The sequence below is a fragment of the Rhodococcus sp. Eu-32 genome (assembly GCF_003336925.1).
Lineage (GTDB): Bacteria > Actinomycetota > Actinomycetes > Mycobacteriales > Mycobacteriaceae > Rhodococcoides > Rhodococcoides kyotonensis_B.
The window spans coordinates 22151-46971 of record NZ_QGNK01000029.1; the positions used below are offsets into that span (position 1 = coordinate 22151).

At 64.0% G+C, this 24821-nt stretch carries 24 protein-coding genes; 11 read left to right on the forward strand and 13 right to left on the reverse strand.

Features of this window, described 5'->3' with window-relative positions:
* Positions 1-161 precede the first annotated feature (161 nt).
* Complete coding sequence (locus DK926_RS24270) at positions 162-1052, forward strand: LysR family transcriptional regulator (RefSeq protein ID WP_165839662.1); 891 nt, start codon at positions 162-164, stop codon at positions 1050-1052.
* 177 nt (positions 1053-1229) lie between these two features.
* Here the strand turns inward: DK926_RS24270 and DK926_RS24275 are convergent, their stop codons facing one another.
* The 7 genes from DK926_RS24275 to DK926_RS24305 all read right to left on the reverse strand — a co-directional run bounded on the left by DK926_RS24275 (position 1230) and on the right by DK926_RS24305 (position 9839).
* On the reverse strand, positions 1230-2813 hold the full coding sequence (locus DK926_RS24275; RefSeq protein ID WP_114332527.1) for a GMC family oxidoreductase: 1584 nt from the start codon (positions 2811-2813) through the stop codon (positions 1230-1232).
* A gap of 22 nt (positions 2814-2835) precedes the next feature.
* The gene (locus DK926_RS24280; RefSeq protein ID WP_114332553.1) at positions 2836-3495 is read right to left on the reverse strand and encodes a ThuA domain-containing protein; all 660 of its coding nucleotides are present in this window, start codon (positions 3493-3495) and stop codon (positions 2836-2838) included.
* A gap of 34 nt (positions 3496-3529) precedes the next feature.
* On the reverse strand, positions 3530-4816 hold the full coding sequence (locus DK926_RS24285; protein WP_114332528.1) for an MFS transporter: 1287 nt from the start codon (positions 4814-4816) through the stop codon (positions 3530-3532).
* 226 nt (positions 4817-5042) lie between these two features.
* Positions 5043-6566 (reverse strand): PucR family transcriptional regulator, encoded by a 1524-nt coding sequence (locus DK926_RS24290; RefSeq protein WP_114332529.1) that lies wholly within the window; start codon positions 6564-6566, stop codon positions 5043-5045.
* A gap of 9 nt (positions 6567-6575) precedes the next feature.
* The gene (locus tag DK926_RS24295; protein ID WP_114332530.1) at positions 6576-8033 is read right to left on the reverse strand and encodes an aspartate ammonia-lyase; all 1458 of its coding nucleotides are present in this window, start codon (positions 8031-8033) and stop codon (positions 6576-6578) included.
* A complete protein-coding gene (hisD, locus tag DK926_RS24300; protein ID WP_114332531.1) occupies positions 8030-9352 on the reverse strand; it encodes a histidinol dehydrogenase in 1323 nt (440 codons plus the stop codon). Before hisD ends, DK926_RS24295 begins: the two co-directional genes overlap by 4 nt.
* Before the next feature lie 205 nt (positions 9353-9557).
* Positions 9558-9839, reverse strand: coding sequence for a DUF3263 domain-containing protein (locus DK926_RS24305; protein ID WP_243636999.1), 282 nt, complete (start codon positions 9837-9839; stop codon positions 9558-9560).
* Positions 9840-9893: 54 nt separating this feature from the next.
* On the opposite strand from DK926_RS24305, the gene DK926_RS24310 reads away from it, so the two are divergent.
* Positions 9894-10553 (forward strand): hypothetical protein, encoded by a 660-nt coding sequence (locus DK926_RS24310; RefSeq protein WP_125833456.1) that lies wholly within the window; start codon positions 9894-9896, stop codon positions 10551-10553.
* A gap of 68 nt (positions 10554-10621) precedes the next feature.
* Here the strand turns inward: DK926_RS24310 and DK926_RS24315 are convergent, their stop codons facing one another.
* From DK926_RS24315 to DK926_RS27165, 3 genes are all read right to left on the reverse strand, one after another.
* Positions 10622-12409, reverse strand: coding sequence for a thiamine pyrophosphate-binding protein (locus tag DK926_RS24315; protein WP_114332533.1), 1788 nt, complete (start codon positions 12407-12409; stop codon positions 10622-10624).
* A gap of 1267 nt (positions 12410-13676) precedes the next feature.
* Positions 13677-14018 carry a GIY-YIG nuclease family protein gene (locus DK926_RS27160; RefSeq protein ID WP_243637000.1) on the reverse strand — a complete coding sequence of 114 codons (342 nt, stop codon included), beginning with the start codon at positions 14016-14018 and terminating at the stop codon, positions 13677-13679.
* 8 nt (positions 14019-14026) lie between these two features.
* Positions 14027-14455 carry a hypothetical protein gene (locus DK926_RS27165; protein WP_243637001.1) on the reverse strand — a complete coding sequence of 143 codons (429 nt, stop codon included), beginning with the start codon at positions 14453-14455 and terminating at the stop codon, positions 14027-14029.
* 1543 nt (positions 14456-15998) lie between these two features.
* Between DK926_RS27165 and DK926_RS24325 the strand changes: the two genes are divergently transcribed.
* Complete coding sequence (locus DK926_RS24325) at positions 15999-16730, forward strand: GAF and ANTAR domain-containing protein (protein ID WP_114332535.1); 732 nt, start codon at positions 15999-16001, stop codon at positions 16728-16730.
* Between the two features lie 279 nt (positions 16731-17009).
* Here the strand turns inward: DK926_RS24325 and DK926_RS24330 are convergent, their stop codons facing one another.
* The gene (locus tag DK926_RS24330) at positions 17010-17213 is read right to left on the reverse strand and encodes a hypothetical protein (protein ID WP_114332536.1); all 204 of its coding nucleotides are present in this window, start codon (positions 17211-17213) and stop codon (positions 17010-17012) included.
* A 581-nt stretch (positions 17214-17794) separates the two neighbouring features.
* Here DK926_RS24330 and DK926_RS24335 point away from each other — a divergent pair.
* The 6 genes from DK926_RS24335 to DK926_RS24355 all read left to right on the forward strand — a co-directional run bounded on the left by DK926_RS24335 (position 17795) and on the right by DK926_RS24355 (position 20660).
* On the forward strand, positions 17795-18211 hold the full coding sequence (locus tag DK926_RS24335) for a hypothetical protein (protein WP_125833457.1): 417 nt from the start codon (positions 17795-17797) through the stop codon (positions 18209-18211).
* A gap of 15 nt (positions 18212-18226) precedes the next feature.
* Positions 18227-18601: a hypothetical protein gene (locus DK926_RS24340; RefSeq protein ID WP_125833458.1), complete on the forward strand. Its 375-nt coding sequence runs from the start codon at positions 18227-18229 to the stop codon at positions 18599-18601.
* 472 nt (positions 18602-19073) lie between these two features.
* Positions 19074-19523, forward strand: a complete 450-nt coding sequence (locus DK926_RS24345) for a hypothetical protein (protein WP_114332555.1) — start codon at positions 19074-19076, stop codon at positions 19521-19523.
* Complete coding sequence (locus tag DK926_RS27170) at positions 19513-20034, forward strand: zeta toxin family protein (protein ID WP_243637002.1); 522 nt, start codon at positions 19513-19515, stop codon at positions 20032-20034. The genes DK926_RS24345 and DK926_RS27170 overlap by 11 nt, the downstream gene beginning before the upstream one ends.
* Entirely contained in the window at positions 20031-20399 is a 369-nt protein-coding gene (locus DK926_RS27175) for a hypothetical protein (RefSeq protein WP_243637003.1), read from the forward strand. The genes DK926_RS27170 and DK926_RS27175 overlap by 4 nt, the downstream gene beginning before the upstream one ends.
* Before the next feature lie 30 nt (positions 20400-20429).
* The gene (locus DK926_RS24355; protein ID WP_114332539.1) at positions 20430-20660 is read left to right on the forward strand and encodes a hypothetical protein; all 231 of its coding nucleotides are present in this window, start codon (positions 20430-20432) and stop codon (positions 20658-20660) included.
* Between the two features lie 1094 nt (positions 20661-21754).
* Here DK926_RS24355 and DK926_RS24360 read toward each other — a convergent pair.
* Positions 21755-22564, reverse strand: coding sequence for a GAF and ANTAR domain-containing protein (locus DK926_RS24360; protein WP_243637004.1), 810 nt, complete (start codon positions 22562-22564; stop codon positions 21755-21757).
* Between the two features lie 692 nt (positions 22565-23256).
* Between DK926_RS24360 and DK926_RS24365 the strand changes: the two genes are divergently transcribed.
* Together DK926_RS24365 and DK926_RS26805 are read left to right on the forward strand one after the other, a co-directional pair.
* The gene (locus DK926_RS24365) at positions 23257-23487 is read left to right on the forward strand and encodes a YrhK family protein (protein WP_243637005.1); all 231 of its coding nucleotides are present in this window, start codon (positions 23257-23259) and stop codon (positions 23485-23487) included.
* 189 nt (positions 23488-23676) lie between these two features.
* Entirely contained in the window at positions 23677-23823 is a 147-nt protein-coding gene (locus DK926_RS26805) for a hypothetical protein (RefSeq protein WP_165839663.1), read from the forward strand.
* 85 nt (positions 23824-23908) lie between these two features.
* On the opposite strand, the gene DK926_RS24370 is transcribed toward DK926_RS26805, so the two are convergent.
* Positions 23909-24625 carry an ANTAR domain-containing protein gene (locus tag DK926_RS24370; protein WP_114332541.1) on the reverse strand — a complete coding sequence of 239 codons (717 nt, stop codon included), beginning with the start codon at positions 24623-24625 and terminating at the stop codon, positions 23909-23911.
* Positions 24626-24821: the final 196 nt, after the last annotated feature.

Sequence of the window (24821 nt, forward strand, 5' to 3'; positions counted from 1 at the left end):
AAATAGGTTGTGCAATAGCAGAATTCGACCTGTCCGCGCGGGTTTCACTTCGCGACACACAGTGCGAGCGAGGCCACGCAGAACCCACTTTTCCAGTGCTGATCGGCCACCACCAGGACGCAGTTCCTTCTATGCGTCAGCCAGGGTCTAACGTTGCTGGCATGGAGCTCCGCCAGCTCCGGTACTTCGTTGCCGTGGCCGAGGAACGGCACTTCGGGCGAGCCGCCCGAAGGCTGCGCATCGCTGCACCGTCGCTGTCTCAACAGATTCAGGCCTTGGAACGAGACCTGCACGTCACCCTGCTCGAACGCAGCCCGCGCAAGGTGGTCCTCACCCCTGCCGGGGAGGTGCTACTCGAGCACGCCCACGTCCTCCTGGCGAGGGCCGAACGTGCCCGCAACGAGGTTCGCTGCGCCGACGGCCGCCATCGGCACCTCGCCCTGCGCATCGCGCCGGCCATGGAGCACGTCCTGGACGAGCCCCTGCGTCACCTGTCCGGGCAAGCCTCCGGCCTGCAAGTCTCCATTGCAACCAGCACCGACAGCGACGCGATCCTCGCGGTTCGAGAGGACCGCATCGACGCCGCCATCGTCTGGATCCGCGCCACGCACAACCTGGACCTCGCGAGCACCGTCCTGCGCCAAGTACCTATCCATCTGGCCGTTTCGGCCGGACACCGACTCGCAACACGGGAAGTGATTCCGGTCGCCGAACTTGCCGCCGAGACCATCGTGATGTTTCCCCGCGACCTGTTCCTCGGCATCTGGGACCACATGGTCGGCCATCTACTGCCCTCAGGCCTGTCCCGCCACGATCAGGTGGTCACCCAGCCTGACCTCATCAACGCTCCGGAAGCCGTTCTGCGCTCCGTCGCCTCGGGGCACGGAGTCGCTCCGGTCGCCCCGGCCATGACCGAGCACGTTCCCGTGTCCGGGATAGTCGTCCGTCCTCTCACTCCTCCCTTGCTGGCCCCCGTCGAACTGATCTGGCGCGAACCCGCCCACCCCGCACTCGACACTGTCATCGACCGACTCGCCGATACCGGGTCATAAGGATCCGCATGGATCCAGGATTGCGGTTCCAAGTAACTCGTCGCAGGATTTGGTGACTTCGCGATCCGCTCCCTCGCTTTGCGGGTAGTGGCACGCGCGCTGCCCTGATCGATAGTCGAGGGAAAAAGAGCAGGGGCGGGGCCGAAAGACCCCGCCCCTAGTCATTTTCGTAGCGGGTCAGCGCGCAGCGCCCGCAATCTTCGGCGCCACCCGCAGCGCGTTGGCTGCGATAGTCAACGCCGGATTCAGTGCCGCCGACGACGGGAAGAACGACCCGTCGACCATCCACAAGTTGTCCACGTCGTGGCTACGGCAATCCGCGTTCAGCACGCTGGTCGCCGAATCATGTCCTGCGACAGCCGTTCCGCACATGTGCGAGTTGGTCTCGATACCCATGCGCTGCGTGAGCACGATCGGGTAGCCCGACTTGCGCACCGCCTTGGTGACCCGCCTGACGAGTTCTGTGTGCGAATCGACGTTGTTCGGACGCCAGCGCACGAGGATCTTGTCGCCGGAGACCGTGACCTGATTGTCCAGTCGGGGAAGGTCTTCGGTGGTCAGGTAGATGTCCAGGCTGCGATCGGTCGCCATCTTCAGGCCCCACATCGGAGCCCATGGCCGTTGATTCTTGATCATCGCCGCCTGCAGCTTGCCGAGCATCTGCAAGTTCCCGAGCGGGTACTCGTTCGTGGGTCCTGCTGTGTACCAGTCGTTCAAACCCAGGGTTTTCTGCCACGCCGTCTTGTTTCGACGACGCGGATCGATCGCGACGAAGAAGGTGCTGTTGTGCACCATGTAGTTCCTGCCGAGCAGTCCGGAGGAATTTCCGAGACCGTTCGCGTGCTGCTCGTTGGCCGAACGAAGCAGCAGCGCAGCGGTGTTCACCGCTCCTGCCGAGACGACGAACTGCTTGGCTTCGATTCGAATCTTCTTACCGTGCAGCTCGGCTTCCGCTGCCACGACGGTGCGGCCGTCGGCTGACGTCAGGAGCTTCATGATCTTGGCTTCGATCAGCAGCCGTACGTTCCTCGACCCGAGTGCCGGTCGCAAAACCCGGTTTTCGGCCTCGCTCTTGACGTCCGATTCCGACGGGCAGCCGTCCGACGCGGTGGACGCGCGACGCTGCGCCTCGGTGTCGAGGTTCATTCCGTTCGGGGTGTGGAACGGATGCAAGCCCTGCTTCTTCAGCGAATCCGAGAAGCGTTCGATGGTCGGTTCGTGCGCGAGCGGTCCATGCGGGTACGGCTCGGAGTGCGTCGGTTCCGTCGGATCCTCGTCGGTACTGCCGTGTACCTGGAACAGCTTCTCGGCTTCGGTGTAGAACGGCTCGAGCTCGTCGTAGCTGAACGGCCAAGCAGGCGAGGTGCCGTCGCGGTGGATGATCTCCCCGAAATCCTCGCGGCGGAACCGAGGAAGGCTGGCACCGTAGAACTTGGTGTTGCCGCCGACCCAGTAGTACGTACCCGGGCTGAACGGCTCGCCCGTTCGAGCGTCGAACCACGGTTCTGCTGTCTTGTAGCGGCCGTGGATGTGCATTTCTTCGGGCATCGAGTTCTCTGGCTCGCGCGGCAGAAACTTGCCGCGTTCGACGACGAGAACGTCCAGTCCCGAATCACGCAGGGCGTATGCCAGCGTGGATCCACCCATCCCGGAACCGATTACGACGACGTCTGCTGTCAGCGTCTGGCTGCTGGATGCATCGACGACAGCTCCGTTGCGCAGTGGGGCGTAGGCGTCGATGGGTCGTGAAGTAAGTGTCATGGTGCTATCAGCCTTTTGTGTATCAGTGCCGGGCCGCGTACTGCAGACCCTGCTTCGTCAACCGCCGAACATCGGGGTCGTCCAGGTTGCTCGGATCGTGACCGACGGAGTGATAGAACACGCGACCTTTACCCCAATCACGTACCCACGCAACGGGACTGGTCAGTCCGTTCAGCCACGGCAGGTGCTCGCCGGTAAATACCGTTTCGGCGAGAACATGATTGTTGGGGTCGACGTGCATGTAGTACTGCTCCGACGCTACCTGGAAATCGGATACGCCTGCCGTGACGGAGTGTTCGCGATCGGTGATCGTGACCGTGTACGGCTGGGGATAAGCCTCGCCCGCCGGATGTTCGATGAAGCTTCCGCCGAGCAGGAAGTGGTACTTCAGGCTGGCCCGGAAGGCGGCTGCAGCACCGTGCCATGCCGCGACTCCGGTTCCCGCCTCGACCGCCTCGAGCAAGCTGTCTTCCTGTGCGTCGCTGAGATCCTCTGTCGTGAGCGCGTTGTTCCATCCGAGGACGATCAGGTCGTAGCCCGTCAGGTCACCGTCGAGGCGGAAGATGTCCTGCGTCTCCTCGACGTCGTAGTGCAGCTCCTGGAACACACCCCGAGCCCAATCGGCGATTTCGTAGGGGTAGTGGCCGGGCCAGCCACCGTACAGGTAGAGAACCTTGGTCATCGGAACACCTTTCATTGAGGTATGCAGCGACAGGTCAGTTCGACGTGGCCGTCTCGACGGCCGCCGCTTCGCGTCGACGGTATTTCGGCGCGGTCTTCATCAGCACTGGCCCGAAAATCGCGATAAGAACCAGAAGGATGGCCGGGAGCATGGGTACGAACCCGATTCCGAATTTCTCGACGATCACCGTGATCGCCGCCGGCCCGGCGAGCATGCCGCCGTAGCCCAGGGCATTCACAAGTCCAATGTTGCGGCCAGCGTTCGCGGGATCCCGTCGACCTGCGGACGACAGCATAAGCGGAGCCATGCACGCGAGTCCGAGCCCCATCATGCCGAAGCCGACCAGGGCGATAGTCGCGTTGCCCGCCGACATCGCCGTCAGTGCTCCCGCCGCGCCGAGGACGCCACTGCCCGCGAGCATCGTGCGTGAGCCGATGACCTCGGCGAGACGGTCGCCGAACAGCCGACCGACGAACTGCGCGCCGGAGTAAACAGTGACGGCCGCAGCTGCGGTTGCCACGGTGGTGCCTACGTGGCGAACGACGAATTCCTGACCCCAGTCGAGGATTGCGCCTTCGGACAGCTGAGAGCCGAGAAGCAGAACGCCGAAACCGATCATGATGAGTAGGGTCGCAGTCGCCTTGGAGGGTCCAGTCGATTCCCTGTCGATCGACTCGTCGGCCTTCACCTCGGCGTCCGCCGGCAGCAGCTCGCTTTGAGCGAGCATCCACTTGCCGAAGGCAAGGCCGAGCAGCGACATGATCACGCCCGTGGAGATGTACAGAACTGCAGGGCTGTCGACGAAGTGTCGGGCCAGCGCACTGCCGACCAGGCCGAGAAAGAAACCGCCAGCTGGGTACGCAGCGTGGAACGCCGACATGATGGGGCGACCGTAGTAACGCTCGACCTGGACGCCGTGGGCATTGATTGCGGTGTCACCGGCTCCACGTAAAAGCCCGATGATGGCACCGAAAACCATTGCTGCACCGAGGCCACCGAGGAAGGCCAGCGGGATATAGACCAACGGATAGAGGACGAGAGTGAAGGTCGTCGTGTTTCTCGGTCCGAACCGGTCGATGAATGGGCCGATGGCATAACATCCCACTGTCGCGCCGATACCGATCGACAGCGCAAGCAATCCGAAATTGCTGTCGCCGCCCTCTCCACTCCAACCCAGGTGCTCACGCAGGGGTGAGGTCGACGTCGACCACACCAAGATCATGGCGCCGAGCTGGAAAAAGCCGAAGAACGTTGCCAAGCGCGCCTTCCTCAGGCGCGTCAGCTGAAATTTGGACCCGGAGTCCGGTGATGCAACTGTCATGTCGTTCCTTTGACTGGCCCACGACGGGCTCGTTGACGATGCGCACTGAGCGAAGAAGACTCTTCGAGTGGTGCTCCGCACCGTCCGATTCCTCGCTTTATGCTGCAGATCACGCTACAAATCCCGAGGCCGTCGTAAACAGTCACAATGTGTGCCCGATTCCGCAGATTCCGACACACTCTGGGAAGGTGTGGTGAACCTGAAGTAACCATCCTGAGCCGGTGACTCAGTGTCGGAACCTCGAGCGCGGGTCGCTCTCGAGCAGGTCAAGCCCCTTGACGGCCAAGAGCAATCGCTGGCGGGTCGCAGGTTCGTCCAGGGATCGTCGGAGAAGCGTGGACAGACGGTCGAGCCGGTTGTACAGGGTGCGCCGTTGGATGAACAGCTTGGCGGCCGCATCGCTCTTCCTGCCGTCGCAGTCCAGAAATGCACGCAATGTCGGCATCAGTGGATTCGCGGTCGACGCGTCCCACGTCAAGATCGGCCCGAGCTCGTCCCGGACGAAGTTCGCCAACTCTGGGCCTTGGCCCAGCGCGACGAGAATGCGTTCGACGCCCAGCTCGTCGAATCTGAGGACCGGGTAGTTGGCGAGAGATCGGGCGACGGTCGCAGCGCTCTGCGCCTGCGTGAGGGCAACCGAGATGTCATCGACCTTCACAGGGCGGCTGATGCCACCACCCGCCGACGCTTCCGCCAGCGCAGATCGCACTTCGGTGCTGTTCAGGGCTTGCTCGGGAATGACGACGAGCGTGTAATCGCCGAGGTGCGCAGAGATGTACGGCAACGTCGGCCGCCCCTCCCCCGGTGCTCGTCCGTCGTTGTTGATCACGAGTACGACGACGTTGTCACCGGAAAGTCTGTAACCAATCTGACGTGCTCGTTCCGCGAACGCGGCGCCCGTGAGGTCGCCCAGCATGAGTCGCGTGATCAGAGCGGTACTGCGTTGATCGTCCCTCGCCTCCTTGGTGCGGTCAGTGAGCAATGACGCGGCTACGGTTCCAGCCGCGCGTTCGACGGCGAATCGATCGATCTCCCCGAACGGTGCCCCACCGTCGGACAGCAGGTGGATCCATCCCCACTGCTGCCCCCGCATCGTCACGGTCCGTCGAATACACGATTCATCGTCGTCGTGATGGGTCTCGCGCGAGTGCACGGCCCAGTTGTCGACAATGTGGTTCGCCGCAGCCGACTTCCCTACATAGGCCATGACCTGGTGAACGATGTTCTCCAGCACTACTGAGCACCCGGTCACTTTGGCGAGTTCGCGGGCGATACCGAGATGGTCGGCACCCTGGATGAGCAATTCCGAGAACGATGCCTCGATCTCGCGTTCACGGGTGAGAATGTGGACGCGAATTTGGGTGAGAACCTCGTGCACCTTGGCCGACACCTGTGCGAACGGGATCTCCCGTGAAAGGGCGACCAGCGGAAGGTCGACTTTCGACGCCTCGTCGATCGCGGCTTTCGGCACCGCGTCGAAAATGCGGCCGGATTCCTCGACGACCAGCGCCGCGGCGCCCGCCGCGGCAATTTCCCGTATGTACCTGCGTTGAGATTCTTCGGTCCACCCCAGCCCGGTTCCGGCGGTGAGCAGCAACTCACCGCCGGACAAGTACTGCGCGATATCGGCCAATTCCGACGCGTGCACCCAGCGAACCTCACGGCTGAGATGGTCTTCGCCAGTGACGACCCTAGCGCCTGAGCCCTCGAAGGGCTCCAACTCCAGCACAGACGCAACCGTCAGGATCATGATCCGACCCTAATGAACCACGTGCGCCCCGCGAACCAGCACGTCAGGTCGTGTGGCCGGGACAACGGGCACCGAGGGCAGCCCACGCACCAGGTTCGCGGGCGACAGTACGAAATCGAGCTGTTCGGCCGTCATCAGGCCTTTTTCGAGAACAAGGGAAGAAACCGTTCGCCCGGTCGAAAGAGCCTCGGCGGCAACGTCGGTGGCCGCTCGATAGCCGATGTGGGGGTTCAGCGCAGTCACCACTCCGATGGACGATTCGACCATGTCTCGAAGCCGTTCGGTGTTCGCCTCGATTCCACTGATGCACCGCGTCGCGAGAATCGCGCATGAGCGTTCGAGCAGTTCGATCGATTCGAACAGGCAGTGCGCGATGACGGGTTCGAAGGCGTTGAGCTGCAACTGTCCGCCCTCGGCCGCCATCGTGACGGTCGTGTCGTTGCCGACCACACGAAAGGCAACTTGGTTGACCATTTCGGGAATGACCGGGTTGACCTTGCCGGGCATGATGGACGAACCAGCCTGCACGCTGGGCAACTTGATCTCGCCGAAACCTGCGCGCGGACCGGAGGACAGCAGCCTGAGGTCGTTGCATATCTTCGACATCTTGACGGCGGTACGCTTCAGAACGCCCGAAAGCTGTACGAAGACACCGACATCCTGCGTCGCCTCGACGAGGTCGGACGCAGTGACGACGTCGAAACCGCTGATTTCACGCAGATTCGTCGTCACGAGTTCGGCGTAGAGCGGGTGTGCGTTCAGCCCGGTTCCGATGGCCGTACCACCCAGATTGATCTCGGAGATCAACGAAGCGGACTCCGTCAGCCGATCCATGTCTTCCCGCAACATCGACGCCCACGCCCCGAACTCCTGTCCCAACGTCATCGGGACGGCGTCCTGGAGCTGCGTTCGACCCATCTTGAGAACGCCGCCGAACTCGACCGACTTGTCGAACAACGTGGACACGAGTTCGCCGAGCGTGGCGCGCAACCCCGCCATCGCTGCCTGCAGTCCGAGCTTGACCGCCGTTGGGTAGACGTCGTTGGTACTCTGCCCGAGGTTGACGTGATCGATCGGGTGGACCCGATCATATTGTCCCCGAGGCCGTTTCAGCATCTCGAGCGACCGATTCGCGATTACCTCGTTTGCATTCATGTTTGTCGAGGTGCCTGCACCGCCCTGCAGAACGTCCACGACGAATTGATCGTGAAACGCACCGTCCCGAATCTCGGTGCACGCACGATCGATGACGTCGGCGACGTCGGGCGGCAGCAGATCGAGCTTCCGGTTCGCCCGGGCTGCAGCCTGTTTGACTGCAGCCAGGGCTCGGACGAGTTCGGGATGAACCGAGATCGGTACACCCGTGATCGGGAAGTTCTCGATGGCCCGGCCGGTGTGCACTCCGTACAGCACATCCGCCGGAACCTCGCGGTCACCGAGCAGATCGTGTTCGACGCGTGTGGTCACTTGCTTGCGGTGACACCGGGGATTTCGCCCCAGGCCAGCTCGGCTCCACCGAACTTCGCAGCACGCAGGTCGCCACTGCGGGCGTGACCCTCGAACTTCTCGAGACGCGACAGGCGCGCAGCGACCTCACCGATCCGAGCACTTGCTGCCGGGTCGCGCACTTCCTGGTAGGTCAGCGTCTTCAGGAACTTACCGACCCACAGACCACCGGTGTATCGAGCGGCACCGAGCGTCGGGAGCACGTGGTTGGTACCGATTACCTTGTCGCCATAGGGAACACAGGTTCCTTCACCGAGGAACAGTGCGCCGTAGTTGCGCATCGCGTCGAGCGCGCGACGCGGCTCCTCGGTCAGGATCTGCACGTGCTCGGACGCGAACTTGTCCGCGAGGGCGTATGCCTCGTCGAGCGTGTCGGTGACGTGCACCTGACCGTGGTCACGCCACGCAGGTCCGGCAATCGCGTTGGTCTGCAGTCCGGGGAGCAGGTCCTCGATGTGCTGCAGCGTCGCACGGCCGACGGCCTCGGAGTTCGTGATCAGGACACAGGGAGAGTCGGGGCCGTGCTCGGCCTGGCTGAGCAGGTCGACGGCAACGGTGAACGGATCAGCGGACTCGTCGGCCACGATGAGGGTCTCGGTCGGGCCTGCGAACAGGTCGATGCCGACCTCACCGAACAGCTGACGCTTGGCCTCGGCCACGAAGGCGTTGCCGGGGCCGGTCAGGATGTCGACCGCGCCGATGGTCTCGGTACCGAGAGCGAGTGCTGCGATGGCCTGCACGCCACCCATCACATAAATCTCGTCGGCGCCGGCGAGGTGCATCGCCGCGACGCTGATGGGCGGCGGGGTGCCCTCGTTCGGAGGGGTCGTCGCGGCGACGCGCTCGACGCCTGCAACCTTGGCGGTCAGCACCGTCATGTGAGCGGATGCCGTCAGCGGATAGCGGCCACCGGGCACGTACGCGCCGGAAGCGTTGACTGGGACGTTGCGCTGTCCGAGGAACACGCCGGGAATGGTCTCGACCTCGAAGTCATGGATCGATTCACGTTGATGCCGTGCGAAGCCGCCGATCTGCTTCTGCGCGAAGCGGATGTCGTCGAGCACGGTCTCCGGAACGGACGAGACGATCTTGGCGACCTCGTCGTCGGACAGCTTGAACGACTCGGGCGACCACTTGTCGAACTTCTCGGAGTACTTGCGTACTGCATCGTCGCCGTTCGCGCGGATGTCCGCGATGACATTTGCGACGGTGTCGACGACGGCGGGGTTGCTGGTGCGGCCTGCGGGCTCCCCCGTGGCTGCCTTGAGTACGAACGACATCAGGTGTCTCCTTGTGCGTGACGGTCTACCCGGACGCAGCGATCTACCTGCGGGGATCGACCAGCGCCCCCTGCGGCGCCGATAGTCCGGAAGTACTTATCAGGGTGCCAAGGCCGCATCGGCCTGACATAGATACAGGTTGGGAAGTGTTGTGCTGGATCGCGCTACACGCTGTGCAGTCGCCGGGCAGTGTTCGATCGCGCGTTCACTCGCCCAGCCATGTACGCCGACGGCACACCCCACGAATCGACTCCACTTCGTGGGCAGCGATCTTCGTCGGCAACACGTCGTCGCCCAGCAGAGCGGCGACGCGGCGGTAGAACTCCACCACGCTCAATCCGAATTCGACGCGAATATCCTCGCCGGATCCGCCGCCGTATGGGTGCCACCGTTTCGCGAACGCGAGCATCCTGGCGTCGTCGGACAAATCGGCACCCGGATGGGCGGCGTACGAGCGGCGTCGATGCGGCAGTACGTTGTGACGCATGGGTTTTCCAATCGATGCGGAGTTGATCTGGGTGGATGTGTGCATAATCGGGTGATGTCCGATGGCGTAAGCGGCCCGTTCGAAGAACCTGCCGGCGACTGGCGCACCGAATCAGCCTCATCGCTGCTCGCTCGGCTCCGCGCCCACGAGGGGACTCGTCGCCGGCCGATCGTCGTCGGTCTCGACGGCCGAAGCGGATCCGGAAAGTCGACGACCGCGACGCTGTTGGCGACGCACCACCGGTCGGCGACGGTGGTGCATACGGACGACGTCGCATGGAATCTGTCGTTCTTCGACTGGGCCGACCAGCTGATCGACGGAGTGCTGAAGCCGTTGCGCACGAACGGGAGTGGCATCTCGTGTCGGCCCGCCCCGTGGGACGAGCACGGCCGGGAAGGCGCCATTCGCGTCGCACCGACCACGACGATGGTGATCGTCGAAGGCGTCGGCGCCGGCCGCCGAGAGCTGACACCGTGGCTCGACGACGTGGTCTGGGTTCATTCCGACCTCGACGCAGCCCGAGAAGCAGCCCTGACCCGCGAAGGCAACACCACCGAGTCCTCGTCGTTCTGGGACGAATGGCAGACCGAGGAAATACCGTTTCTCGACGACCAACGCCCATGGGAGCGAGCGGCATTTATGATCGCAGGCACCGGAGTTACACAGGTGGCTGCGATCGAGCCCGATTCCTTCTTGGTGTCACCGCTTCGCTGACTCCTGCAGAAACGAATCAGGCCACCGCACGACGCTGGGCGGTGGCCTGACTCGAGCGAGAGATGGTCTTACTGGTGCTGCTGGTTCGCCCGCAGTTCGCGGTACTCGTCCTGGCGCTCGTCGGTGATCGTCGACAGCGGCGGGAAGTCGAGCCAACCGGGAACGAACGGGCTGGCGAGATCGCGGTCCGTCGGAATCTCCACGAGCACAGGCGCCTTCGCGTCGAACGCTTTCTGGAACGTGGACTCGAGATCCGCCGGGGAGTCGACGCGGAACGACTCCAAGCCGAACGACTTTCCGAGGTCCTTGAAGCTCGGGCTGTACGGAGTGCCGTCGGGACGGTTGAACTCGGTACCGATGATGCGGTCCGATGCGTTCTTCTGACCACCACGGATCGAGATGTATCCGGAGTTGTCCTGCACCACGAACACGACCGGAATGTCGTGCTGCACAGCAACACCGATCTCCTGGTTCGTCATCAGGAAGTCACCGTCACCGGTGATGCAGGCGACCTGACGCTCGGGAGCCGCTAGTTTGGCGCCGATGGCGGCCGGTACGGGCCAACCCATCGCCGAGAAGCCGCCGGTGGTGAGGTGGGTGCGCGGCTCGTAGACCGGGAAGGTCTGCTTGACTGCACCCTGCGTGTTTCCGGAACCTGCGAGGACGATGCCTTCACGATCCATCACGCGACGCAGCGCGCCGAGAGGCGTCTGCAGCGTGAACGGAAAGCGGTCGGTGTCGCGGCGAGAGGAAAGCTGCTCTTCCCAATCGCGCTTGCGCTCGGCGATTTCCGCGGCGTACTCGGAGCGATCCGGCGCCGAGGACGGGAGCATCGACACGATAGCGGCGACGGTCGGCTTGGCATCGGCGACGATGCCGACCTCGGCCGGGTAGATCTTGCCGATCTCGTGCGGGTCTATGTCGATGTGGATCAGCTTGGCCGGCGGGAACGAGAACGACTTGCCGCGCGTGTAGCTGGAGGCGGACCAGTCGGTGAAGCGACAACCGACAGAGACGACCACGTCGGCGTTCGCCGCGAGGTAGTTGCCGTGGATCGTGCCGGTCTGGCCGACGCTACCTGCGAACAGTTCGTGATCCTCGGGGAACGCGCTCTTGCCGTTCCACGTCGTGACGACGGGGATTCCCTGCGCCTCGGCGAGGGCAAGGACCTCGTCGGTCGCGTTGGCGCTGATCGCGCCACCACCGACGACGATGACCGGGCGCGACGCACCGGCGAGCAGCTTCGCTGCGCGAGAGACGGCCTCGGGGTCCGGGTACGGGACGCCGACGGGGAGGCGAGTCTCGAGGTCGTGGAAGTTGACATCGGCGGTCTCGTGGTGCAGGTCCCAGGGGATCTCGACATGAGCCGGACCGCGACGACCCGTCAACATCGCACTGAACGCGCGGTGCAGGATGAAGGGCAGGTCCTCGATGCTGTTGGCGACCCAGCTGCGCTTCGAGACGGCCTCGGCGACCTGCGGGAAGCCGTTGTCCTTCTGACGTTCGAGCTCCTGCAGCACACCGCGTCCGCGCATGTGGCGCGGCGGACCACCGGTGATCACGAGAACGCTGGTCGAGTCGCTGTATGCGGTGGCGAGGCCTAGCACGGTGTTCGAGGCGCCCGCACCGATCGAGGTGACTGCAGCCATGGGCTTGCCTGACACTCGGTAATAACCGTCGGCCAGGTGCACAGCACTCTGCTCGTGGTAGGTCTGAATGAACGGGATCTTCGACTCCTCGTCGAGGAACGCGTCCATCAGGCCCCAGATTCCATGTCCGGGAATGCCGGCAACGTACGGAACGCCGTACTGCTTCAGGATGCGAGCAATGACCTGCCCGCCGTTGAGCGTAGGCATCTTCAAACCCCTTTCGGGTTGCACTAGGAAAGACCACGTAGCCACATGGTGCAGTGATGACTTCGTAACCCAGTGTGCCAAGTCTCAGTAGCTCGATCAGAGACCCAGAAGGTGCATATATCCGGGCACATCATGCCCATCTTGTGCATCCATCGGTCCAGTCTCGGCACACAGCTGCCGTCCCGGTACGTGCGATCGAACTTCGTCCTACGGCGGGATTCGTACCCGGCACTACGATGCGGCCGGGGCAATCACGTACTTTGTTTGGATGGACCGACGATGAGTAGCAATGAAGCCGTCGTCCTGCCGTCGCTTTCATCCGGCGAGTGCCCTTCGAACAAAAATTCCGCGACGCGGTTGCGATCCGAGCGGCGACCGCTGAGGCCACGGATTGGAGCTTCGGAGCGAAACCCAGGCGAACTCGCGCTTCCAGTAGACGGTCCGGAACTGCCCTAAACTCTCGGCGCCCGTCGACCCCTGAATACCTCGTTGCAGCCGTTTTGGTGACCTCGCGATCCGCTGCTTCGCAGGGGGGCAACGGTCAACAAAGCGCATGATTTCATCCAGTTGCACCGAGTTGTGTCAGCCTCGTGTCATGGAGTTGCCGCAAACGGCAGTCTTGCAGTCTGCAAACACGCACTGACCTCCAATAACACCCAGGATGACCGAAACGATGTGTCAACCAATCAACGGTCTTCGGATCCGCTGCGCCACAGGTCTTTCAAACCGCCACGGTTCAACACTGTCAGCGCCACCCGTCGAAAACCAGTGCGTGGACTGATTTTTCGAGTCCATATGGACTTCAGTGCCCCCAGTCGGAACCGAACCGACACTGTGCGGATTTTAAGTCCCTGGAAATGGATCCACCTGAACTTCAAAGGACTCGATATTTGTTTATTTACAACAGCTTTCGTACATCAACGTCCGAACCCATACATCTCCGAACGTACCGACTTGTGACACCCTCGTGACACCGAACTCGCCACACGTCGGCTGAGTCGAACCGCCCTGAACTACAACAGACTGCGGCGGAATTCGACGGACAAGTGATCGCACTGCCCAGGGGAGCGGCAGCGGATCCTGTGACACCGACACACGCCCTCATCGCCTTTCTTGTTCTGCCAGATCTCCCCATGCAGTGCAAGTCTCTACCACTGCCCCCCCTGCGAAAAACTGTTCGTCCCGTCGTTCCGGAAGCCATCATCGGTAACCTTCCGCCCTCTTCTCCGAACTCAACCGACGAATGAGCCGTAGCTTTCCTGTCGGCTCAGAACGACGCTGATCTCTTCCCGATGCTCACCCAATACTCTTCGGCCTCCGGCTCCTCGGTGAACGAAATGACTTCACCGACATTCCGACGCAATGCCTCGAGTACCTCGGCCGGATTCGCGTAGAAGAACTCACGCCGTTGATTGACCTGATTCACCCGCCGATCCGCAAACACCCGATGGAGTTCCGCTTCCACCGACACCGCGTCGTCCGCGAAGAACAGTGCGTGCAAATCGAATCGGAACGGCACCGATGCATCCCCGAGCTCACGTACCCGGTCCATCGGCTCCAACCTGCGTGTCATTCCGAACTTGACCATGTTGATCCCGAACGCCCCCATGTTCGAGATTACGTACACATGCCCCGCTCGAATATTCGCAGCCCGATACTCGACATCATCGAGCGCGCACTGCGCGTCAGCGAGCTTAACCCGCAACCGTTCCGCACCCGCGGTATCCCCGCGCGCTTGCGGTATTCGTCGGCAAACGCGTCCAGGGACGCGTAGTCGGCCGGAGCCTTCTCCACCAGGAAGAGGTCGAGCGTGGTTGTTGACTTCGCCTTCTGCGCGGCGAGCATCATGTACTCGGCAGACCCTGGTTCTTTCGTATCGAATCGGCCTCTACCGGCGAACCCATCGACGAGCAAGCAGCGGTTCGGAGACAGCTTGCTGGCAGTCATCGTGGCGAACTGGAGGACGTACTGGTCGAGGATTCCGTGCTTGTACACCGATTGCGGCTTGGGGTTATCCAACAACCCACCGTCGGTTCCAGTTGCCATAACTACTCCGTCAGTCCAGTTTGCCGCCGCGGTATTGGCTCCGATGGCGTGCTTGTGTATCCAGTCCCATTACCTACGCCGGAATGCCGACGCATTCTTTGCCATTCTATCGGTGCGGGTTGAAGTTCCCAGGAGGCGAGGTCAACCGGTTCAGTGCGCAGGGCCTACCGTGCCTCCGGAATCGAGGGCGGTCCATGCTCCGGCCGTGTAGGGAAATCAATTTCGAGCGGACGCTCAGCGTTTTCGAACTTTTTGTCTAACCGGTCGTAATTGACCAATCCCTCTTGATCTCTGTTCGTGACCGTCGTACCTCGACCCGCTTGGCGAGACGGACTCATCCTCATCGAGCAACACGCGTTGGTGGAATGTGTCTGCGCGAGCTCGAAGCCGATGTCTGCACCAGGTTTTCGACGAGGAGTTTTGCGGCGGTAGAAATCGACGGAGTCGAGACTGGCGTGTCCGGTCTGGCGGGCAATGGCGGCTCCGTCAGCTCCGTTCCGTGTGCCCTGGGTGACGAAGCCGGCGCGGAGCGAGTGACGGACCGAGTTTGGATAGCACTGAGGGGTCGTAACCGGCCGGCGCAGCGCCGAGGCGGATTGTTTGGTGAAGTGCACGACGGACAGCGCCGAGGTCGTCCTTCTAAGCGATGGCCCGGAAAGGTGGTGCCCGAGCCGCGGTACGGGGCACTCCCCCACCGCACACATGTGCGTGGAACGACTCCCGTTTGCGACGCAGTCGGATCACTTGAGGCCTGCCGCCTACATCAAAAGCGGTGACCACGTGCACCCAGCGAATGCACGTGCATGGTAGGCAGGTCCCGTGGGACTCGGCTTTCATCGCTCTCTGACTTCCGGGTCGGTCTCAGACTTCCGCAGCCGGATGTGGAGTCCGTCGTGCCGATGCGAGCTGACGTCCTCGCTCACCCTCTCATAGCTCGCTGCGCCGGTAGGCGCGCCAGCAAACCCGACAAGCAGAATGGCCGAGTCGCAGCGTTCAAAAACCTCGTCGGCTCAACGTCGGCATGACCGCAGATTTCCTCAGTGCGAACATCGAATGTTCGCCAGTGCACAGTGTCTTCCCGTGGCAATGCGGTACGCGAGTAAGCGCTGCCGACCGAACGAATTCTGGTGCTCCGAGCCCCCAGTGCTTCGAGCCCCTCAATCCGGATCCGACGCGAATGAATCCACCTGTGAACGACCGCGCGCCGATACCGGTGACTGCGCGCCCGATATCCACAGGCGCAGCCGCGGCGGACGACAAACCGGATGTACGACAACCTTTCGTCGGCATGGACCCCGTCGACAGGATCACTCCGCTCTAGACGTCCGGGCTGTGAGCGCAGTGCCCGGTGGCTCGGCGACTGACTGTCGAACACGACGTCGTCGATTGTCGACGTACACGTTCTGCGGCGAATCGACAGTGTGGTGCTGCGGTCGATTCGACCGGTTTTCTCGCTGCAACCACTGCTGCGGTGGGGCCGGTGAATTAAGGTGGGTGTTGCAGTGACTGCGCCGCGACCGTCGGGGGCCGAGGGGACACGTCGATGACCGATCGAATAGAGGCAGATTCGCGTGCTGTGCACCGGTCGATTGCCGAGTTGGCGCGCACGATGCACAACGCCACTGGCGACAGTCCCGTGTTGAGCCCCGACCAGGTGCTGCAGGACGCGACTTTCGGTGCTGTGCAGTTCGTTCCCGCTGTCGATCATGCCGGAGTGACGTTGATTCGTCGCCGCGGCGGGCACCGGACCGTTCGATCGGCCGCGGCCACAGGTGATATCCCCAAGCTGCTCGACGCTTTGCAAGAAGAACTCGACGATGGTCCGTGTCTGCGGTCGGCCCGTGAACACGACACCGTGCGTGTCACCGACTTCGGACACGAGAAACGCTGGCCCTCGTTCGCTCGTGCGGTCGTGGACCGCACCCCCGTGCGGTCGAGCCTGTCGATCCGGCTCTACACCGATCACGACGAACTCGGCGCCTTGAACGTGTATTCGGAGCGCGTCGATGGCTTCGGCGACGACGCCGCCGACCAGTTGTTCGCGCTCGCAGCCCACACTGCAGTCGCATTGTCCAGCGCCCGGCGCAGCGAGCAATTCCATTCCGCTCTGGCCTCGCGAGATCTGATCGGGCAAGCCAAGGGCATGATCATGGAGCGCTACAACATCGGATCCACCCAAGCGTTCACGCTCCTGAGCAAGCTGTCCCAAGATTCCAACACACCCGTCACACACCTCGCCCGGCAACTGATCGACGCCCAGCATCCCGACGCGTAAGGCCGGTCACCCGGCAGGTCAGTGGCCAGCGCGGCCGATGCCGGCATTGTCTGGCCGGCCCGAACGTGAAGGGGTCGAAAGCATCGCACCGAACAGCCCTCTCCGTGTCGGACTCGTGGCCGTTTCCGTGTACTCGTGGTCGTGCGAAAACAGTTCCCTGCAGCCTGGGCGCCATCGACCTGCGTGTGTGGTCGCTCGCGCACTGGATGCGTGCTGTGGGTGTTTCAGGACTGCCTGGTCTCGCACGTCAGCTCGAAGGCTCGACCCGCGCCGCCGCTGTCAGGGGTGGTCCGGGGCCGCGTTGGAACGCCCCGAGCCGGCGGTACTGTCGATCAATCGGGCCAGCGCGAACGTCGCGGCGGCGCTGGTGCACAGTGGGAGCAGTTCGTCGGCGAGCGCTTGATCGGCGGGCGATCGCGCTGCCGCGGCGAGGGCATGGATCGCGGCGGCGTCGGCGTCGGGCTGTGCAAGCGCTACTGACATTGCGCGTAACGATGCCGACGTCCCAGGGCGTAGGCGATCACGGACGTCAGCGAACGCAGTGGCTGCTTCCGCTGATCCGAGTGCAGCGAGGGCGAGGAACTCCGCTCGGGCCACAAGTAAGGCTCCTGAATTGCTATCTCGTGGTGGCGGCGCCTGCGGGGTGAGGGGGCTCATCGGGCGACGCGGTTGTCGGTGTCACCCATCGGAGCGCCGGATCGACCGGGCCGCACGACAGGCGCGGCAAGTGCGGCGTGGGCGAGGGACATGATCATCAATGGGGCCGTTCTGCTGTCGACACGCGGCGCCGCACCGTGGCCGGTGCGCCGAGCCGCTCGTGTCCAGGGTGGGTGCCCCGACACACCCCACCCCTCGCGGGTGCCGACGGAACGCGCACTCCTGCCTTCCCGGTAGGGCTGCAGTCGAATAGTTCCAAACCAGCACAAGAACAGCCCTTTTCAGGCTACCCCGAGGTCGACGCCGACGGTCGCCGCTCCTGTCGTACGGAGCGACACAGCGCCCTGGGTGTCGCGATCGGAAACGTTCGGGCAGGAAGCCCCGTGTGCCGGCCCATGGATCAGGGGGTGCAGTCGACGCGGGGTGTTGCTGGACGGCTGCGGCGGCAGATCGGGGGATGGTTGAACCGGTCCGGAGGCGGGCACCACTGGGCGGTGGGATGGGACGAACGGGGCCGACGGGACCGGCTCTGGCATCGGGTACTGCACGTCGCACAGAACCGGCCGGACCGCGGCTGTATCGACGCGGTGGCCGTCGTTGCTACCGAGGCGTTGGGCATGCCTGGCTGCGAGGTCGTGATCACTGTCCGGACCGCTGCTTCCGGATCGTCGCCGATGTTCGCGCACATCGTCGCCTCGACCGCATCGTGGGCGGCTGATCTGGACGCATTACAGAGCGCCGCAGGGGAGGGTCCTTCGTTGTCGGTGATGCGCACCGGTGTCCCCGGGGTGGCCGTCGATGCCCGCTCCCTTGCTGGGCGGTGACCGGGACTGGCAGCGATGACGCCGGACGGTTTCGATGGGGCGATGTTCGCTTTCCCTATTGCAGCCGATTCGGATGCGTTCGCCACCCTGACCGCCTATCGGTACTGTCCTGCTGCCTCGACACCGGCTATGGCAGCGGCCGGAATGGATCTGGCGGCGATCGCAGCAATCGCGTTGACAGAACATTTCGCCGATCATGTACAACGCATCGAATCGGCCGTCGACGGCGATGACATCAGCATCGCCGTCGGGATTCTATCTGCCCGACTCGAGCTGGCGGCAGACGATGCCGCTGCGTTACTACGCGCGACCGCGTTCGGGCAGGGGATGCGGCCCTGTGATATCGCCGCGGACATCATTGCCGGCCGCTCCGACCCTTTCGACCGATAGAAGGAGTCGAGAGGCGACGCCACCAGACCCGAAGGAAGCCGGCGGTCACGCTGCCATCAATGGTCGTGGGGGGTCGACACGCAAAGAGCATGGCGGAATGCTGCCGCAGTTGTCGGCCGCGGGATAGGCAAGTGGGCGAACGCGACACGATACGGCGATCAGGGCGCACAGCACGAGTGGGCAGCTTTCGACGGATGCACGTCAGAAAAACCACGACAAGCCGACCCGTCGGCGCGCACGCGCGGGCCGGGACACTGTCGGGAAACCCTGACGATTTGAGCAATCCCACGTTGAGCAATCCCACGGTCGGCGTTCTGGTTCACCGTCGTTCTGGTTCACCCGGGAACGCGTCGGGCACGCGAACCCGCCTGCCGTCTGCGTGTTCTACCGTCGCGCAGGTGCGGTCCGAGCGCGGAGCGTCCGCCCTCGACGATGATACTGTTTCGTATAAGTCCTTGTGGAGGTGGTTGCGATGGCGCTGATGCCCGATCTGGAGCGGGATCTCCGGTCGATTCCCGCGCAGCGGGAGTTGCTGCAGCTGCGGCTGTTGAGGACGGTCGCGCACGCCGTCGATGCCGGGATCCCGCAGCGAGTGATCGCCGCCAATCTCGGTGTCGCTCAGCCGGAGGTGAGCCGGATCGTCAAGAAGCTGCGGCTGCAGCCCTGGGCGCGTCGGCGAAGCCCACGCGAGGTGTTGCTCGAACACGCCGCGCAGCTCATCGATCACGACGCGATGATGACCGAGCTGACCGCGTGGGACTACACCTACGGACACGACGCCGATGATGATCCGATCGGGGACAGCTACATCCGCGGCAGCTGGGACCAGATCGAACGCGCCGGTGACCTGCTGAGCGACGAGGACTACCGCGCCCTCCTCGACGCCACCGCCGATCGACGTGCGCAGGCGAATGCCCGCTGATTCGGCAACATCGGTCTCCGTAGAACTCGAGGCGTGGTGCCGGCCGGGCGGGGTGCTGGACAAGGACGGACCACGCGCCTCGATCAACATCTTCGATCCGGTCCCGCGTCGACGGACCCGCGACGGAATCGTCGAGGCGTACCTGTCCGAGCAGACCGAGGTCAGTGTCGGTCGCCAGTGCCTGGCGCTCGCGACCGCCGGGCCACCCGGTGTCGGTAAGTCGTCGAGTGTCGAACGACGACACCTCGCGGGCAGAGGGTGGCGGGTGTTGGACGCCGACCGCGTCAACGACTACCTACTGCGCGGCGCACTCGACGCCGGCGTCTACGACGACCTGCTGGCCCGCATACTGCCCGACGGATATCGGGTACTGCCGCGCGAGCTCGCGACCCTGGTGCACAGCGAGTCGACGAAGCTCCTCGATGCGATCACCGACATCTGCATCAGCAGAGGCGAAAACGTCGTGTTGGAGGGAACATTCAGCTGGCCTGGCTCGGTCCGCGGCTGTTGACCGACCTCGCATCTTCCGGGTACGACAAGTTCACCATCCTCGACGTCGAAGCGCCCGCCGACATCACCCGAGCCCGGGCGTTGACCCGGTGGTGGCGCGGCCGCGTCGCCGCAGTGGGCGGCGGCGACCCCATGGGTGGGCGCTTCACTCCCGGTTTCGTCATCGACGCCCTGTACACGCCAGGCTTCGATCGGACCATCTGCGTGCGTAACGCCCGCGCCGCGTTCGATCACCCACTCGCCGAACACATTCCGACAGTCGAGCTATTGATCGAACACCTCGGCGCTGACGACGAGACCTGGGTGAAAGAGGCTGGTGTCGTGGTTTACCCGACCACCACCACACAAGGGCCGCCGACGGGCTGAACCATGAAAGCCGACAGATAAGGAGTATCAGTGAACGACACCATGTTTAGGCGGTTGAACGAACGGATCGACAGACTGCAAGTGGCTCCGCTGATCGCGCATACCGTGGCCGCCTACGCGGCGGACCGGGAGGCGCCGAACCGCGCATACCGCGCAGGGCTGGTCGACCTCGACACCGCCGCCCGGCTCACCCCGACGGAGATACGCGCGCTGCTCGCGACGTCACCAGCATGTCCAGAAGATAAGTCAGCAGACACCTGACGCTTGGCGCCGTCACCGGCGCCGGCCAATGGTCTCTGCCGGCCGATGGTCGGTGACGCCGACGCGCTGCACATCGGTTCGGCCACCCGACCGACGCGGAGAACGCTGCAACGCAACGCAGACCGACATCCTCCATGCCCGGGCTATGAATTGTCACTATGACAATTCATAGATCGCGGGGCAGCAGCCGAGCTTCGCCTGCTTCGGTGACCTGGGCTCGCGGTCGGCAAGGCGGTTGCTGCGTCCACAGGTACGGCCTTACGTATGGGCTCACCGGTCGTAGGTGGCATCGGAGGACTCGGTGCTGGTTTCGCCGGACATGGATTGCATCACGCCGCGCCGCGATGCCCGTACGGTGACGGCCGTCCACGGCCAGCGTACTGAGGTTATGGCAGATGAACGTCAAATCCGTTGCGCCGCTACGCAACGCAACGATACCGGTAACGTGACGTATAAGGTGGTGGCGAGTCTGAAAACCGTCTGGACCGGCGCTGCGCGGCGCCAAACATTGTCAGCCCGGCTGCAGCGATCACAGTCGCCCACATCTCGCCGGCCGCGCCTGCGCCCTCACCGGCGCCATCCCACCAGGAGACACCGACCGACACCGCATACACCACCAGCAGCACCGCGAGCAGCGAAGCCAGAACGCGGCGGCGTCGATCGATCACTACCGAGACCGCGACCGGGCCCGTACCTCTACTCCGCCCGAAAGCCACACAGCATCCATCGCTGCGGGCTCGGCATCGTTACCCCGTCGGCCTCGACACGGCCACCACGATCACGCGATGAGCAGCAGCCTCTCGATACCCGGGCAGCAGTGCCGGTACGACGCGACGATGCCGGGCGACGGTGACCGCGCTGGGGCGGTGCACTGTCGATTGCCACACCGACCGAACACGGCGCGGGGGGCGACTCGGCGATCGAACCGGCGGGTCGGACAGGCGTTGAGACGCCGGCGATCAGCCAGGAGGTGTGCACGAACGGTCCCGGGCGGCTCGCAGCGCTAGTTCGGCGAACCAAGGCTATCGCCGAACTTGCTGTGCAGGGACAGGTCTCGCCCGAATGAGCGGTGGTCCGGTCATTTTTAAGCCCGTCTACGACCCGCACTTCTGCGTGCCGTCGATGTCGCGGGCGGGTGCTGCTGCGGCGGCGACGAACTCCGCGGCGACGTCCCGTAGTTTGCGGTTGGTGTGTTGCGACATTTCCGCCAACCGGATGAATGCGGTGTCAGCGTCGATGCGGTGGGTGGCCATCAGAATGCCTTTGGCTTGTTCGATCGGGGCCCGGTGTTCGAGTGCGAACCGTAGCTGCGCTACCTCGGTGCGGAGCCGGTCGAAGCGGGCATAGTCGCCGAGTGCCCGCGCCAACGCCCCGGTCAACGAGGTCAGGGTTACGACGTCGGCGTCGGCGAACGCGGCGGGGGCTTCGCCGTAAAGATTGAGCGACCCGAACCTGGTGCTTGCCCCGTAGAGCGGGGCGGCGAGGAACGAGTGCACGTTCTCCTCCCGTGCTGCGTCCACGAACACCGGCCAGCGCGTTTCCGCGGCGATCGCGTCGACCCGCACGATGTCCCCGGTCCGAGCTGCATGCAGGCACGGGCCGTCACCCACCTCGTATTGACGTTGATCGACGATCAACGTGCGGGCATCGCTGTGCACGGCGGTGAACACACGTTCGCCCAGAGTGAGAGACACCCCGGCGCTGTCTGCGCCGGAGATCGCGGTACGGGCCAGCGACACCAACACCCGCAGCGCGCTGTCGAGGTCGGTATCGGTGTCGATGCGAGTGCCCAACGCCGCCGCGAGGTCGCGGTCTTGATGCACGCCGCCCCACCGCACACGCGGCGCCGGAGTTTCAGGCGCCGACACCGCGATCGTCGCATCGTTGAAATCCGATGTAGTCACTCACCAATTATGGGCACCGTGCACGATGAATGCACAAATTTGCCGCGGCGCCGCACAAGACGACTTGCGCTGCACCGACAGACCATCTCAGCGTGGTTGTCGTCTCGAACAGATGCACTCGACTCGTGGGTCGGCCCGTCGACTGCCGCGGATGTTGCCGGCCGCGTGGATACGACATCGATGCCGCATCCACGCCGACCGCGAGCTGTGGTCTCAACAACGCAGCCACACCAAGCTACCCCTTCACCCGCGCCCGCCCACACCGCCGGGCCGGCCGGTCGGAACTCGGATGCCGATGCGCGCACCGGACATCTCCGGAGAAGGACGAGGCATGGATCACACCGAGCACCGTCATCACCGGTCGCGGGCGGCCTCGGATCAGACCCAGAAAGGAAAATATGCGGCAGAGACCATTGGACCGGGGCCGGCGGGTGAACGTGCAGACCGGGCGGTTCGCCCGCGGCCATCGAGGCATCCGGGGGTCATGATGGTGCTGTCGTAAATGTGGTCCACATTTCGGGTCATCGGATGGGTGGCGGGACGGTGACGTCGTCGGGGGGGGGTGTAGACAACAGGTATGAACGTCGGCGACCGTTGTCACCTCACTGCGGGAGCCCGCACCATCGACGTCACGGTTCGCGGTGTCAGAGACGATGGTCTCGTGCTGGTCCGAAACACCGAACACAGCTCCGATGGCTACTCTTTCCTCGTCCGCAGCGAGACCCTCGTCCCCGCACCGTAGAGCGGTCATCGCCGGAAGCATTCTGTTCTTCGGCGAGTCGACCACCACCGCAGGCACGTGGTTGTTTCTCGGTGGCAGCATCGAACTGTTGATTCGTCCCGTCATCCGGCTCTCCCGTCGGGTGCACCTGCAGCGAGTTCGAGCGCGCACGGCACCCGCCGAGACCAGCGGCGACTTCTAGAGCACCCGCCACCACACCTCCGCCGCGGTACCGGCGGCGACCAAGCTGGACGTCCAGCGAAACCTGCCTTCGTCGCCTGCAGTGCGTTCACCCGGCGGGTGCACGCGTCGACGGGCGCACTGGTGTGGGTTTGCCCTGCCCGCGCGGCGGGTAGCCGCAGCAGACGAGACATCGGTGAGGACGAGTGTGATGGACACAGTGATCTGGACCGAAACAGCTGAACGCATGTCATGGTGGTGCGCCGTTCTCGGCCTCGACGCCGCCGACGTCGATCAGCGACAGAAGGCCGCCCGGGACGGTGTCGCCGAAACGTCCCGAACCGTAATTGCGGCGTGAGGTGTCTGTCGCAGTACGTGACCTGCAATTCGGGAGTACGGGATCTGCAGTCGGACCCGCAGTGGCGCGTGCGATGTCGAGGGTGTCAGGTGTCGGTTGGGTCGCAGCAGCCGGCAATGATGTCGTCGGCTACCTCTCGGGGACGTTGCCCCCGCCCGAATGCCGTCGCGCGGAGCAGAGCTCCGGCGTCGCTGGCCGCTAGATGATGACGAGCGGCCAATATCCCCACCGCGATAGCGACACCGTCGCCGTCGGTGTCGGTTTCGATGCGGTGAACATAGTCGCTGAGGTGCTCGGACAACACGAGCGCTGCGATCGCGGCCACCTCCATGCCCAAGTCGGCGATACCGGGGGTACTAGCGGCGGGTCGACGAAGATACGCGGTGAGGGTGGCGAACGGAGAGGCATGCGAGCCGACGGGGAATGCGAAGATCGCGCCGTCGTAGTCGTGTGGTGTCATCGCCGCCAGCCCCGGCCACTGCCCGGCAAGTGCGCGGGCATCGACAGCGACACCGGGGACTCCGCTGCGCAACGCGGACAGTGACGGGCCTTCCCCGGCCGCGCTTTGCAGTGCGTCCAGATCAGCCGCCCACGTCGCAGTCGCTGCGATGATGTGCGCGTTCATCGGCGACGAACCGGGGTCGGCGCGGGCTGTGATCACGACCTCGCAGCCTGGCATGGGCAAAGAATCGGCGGCCACCACGGCGACGGCGTCGATGCACTCGATTCCGGGCCGCGCCGCCGCGGCATGCGCTACCCGGTGCCACAGCCGGTCGCGTCGGTCCCGATCGCCCCATCCCATCGCACAGTGGTGCCCACCGGCGCAGGTGTTCAATCCTTCGGTGTTCCGCTGTCCGCTGTCCGCGGTTCGCGGTCAGGTCACGAGTATCCACGGGTTGGACCAAGCTTTTTCAGACTGGGTGGTGTGGGCCGACGCCGACCGGGTCATGGAGAGCACAGGGCCGGGCACACGCGCGCTCGGCCAGTGGGGGTAGTGC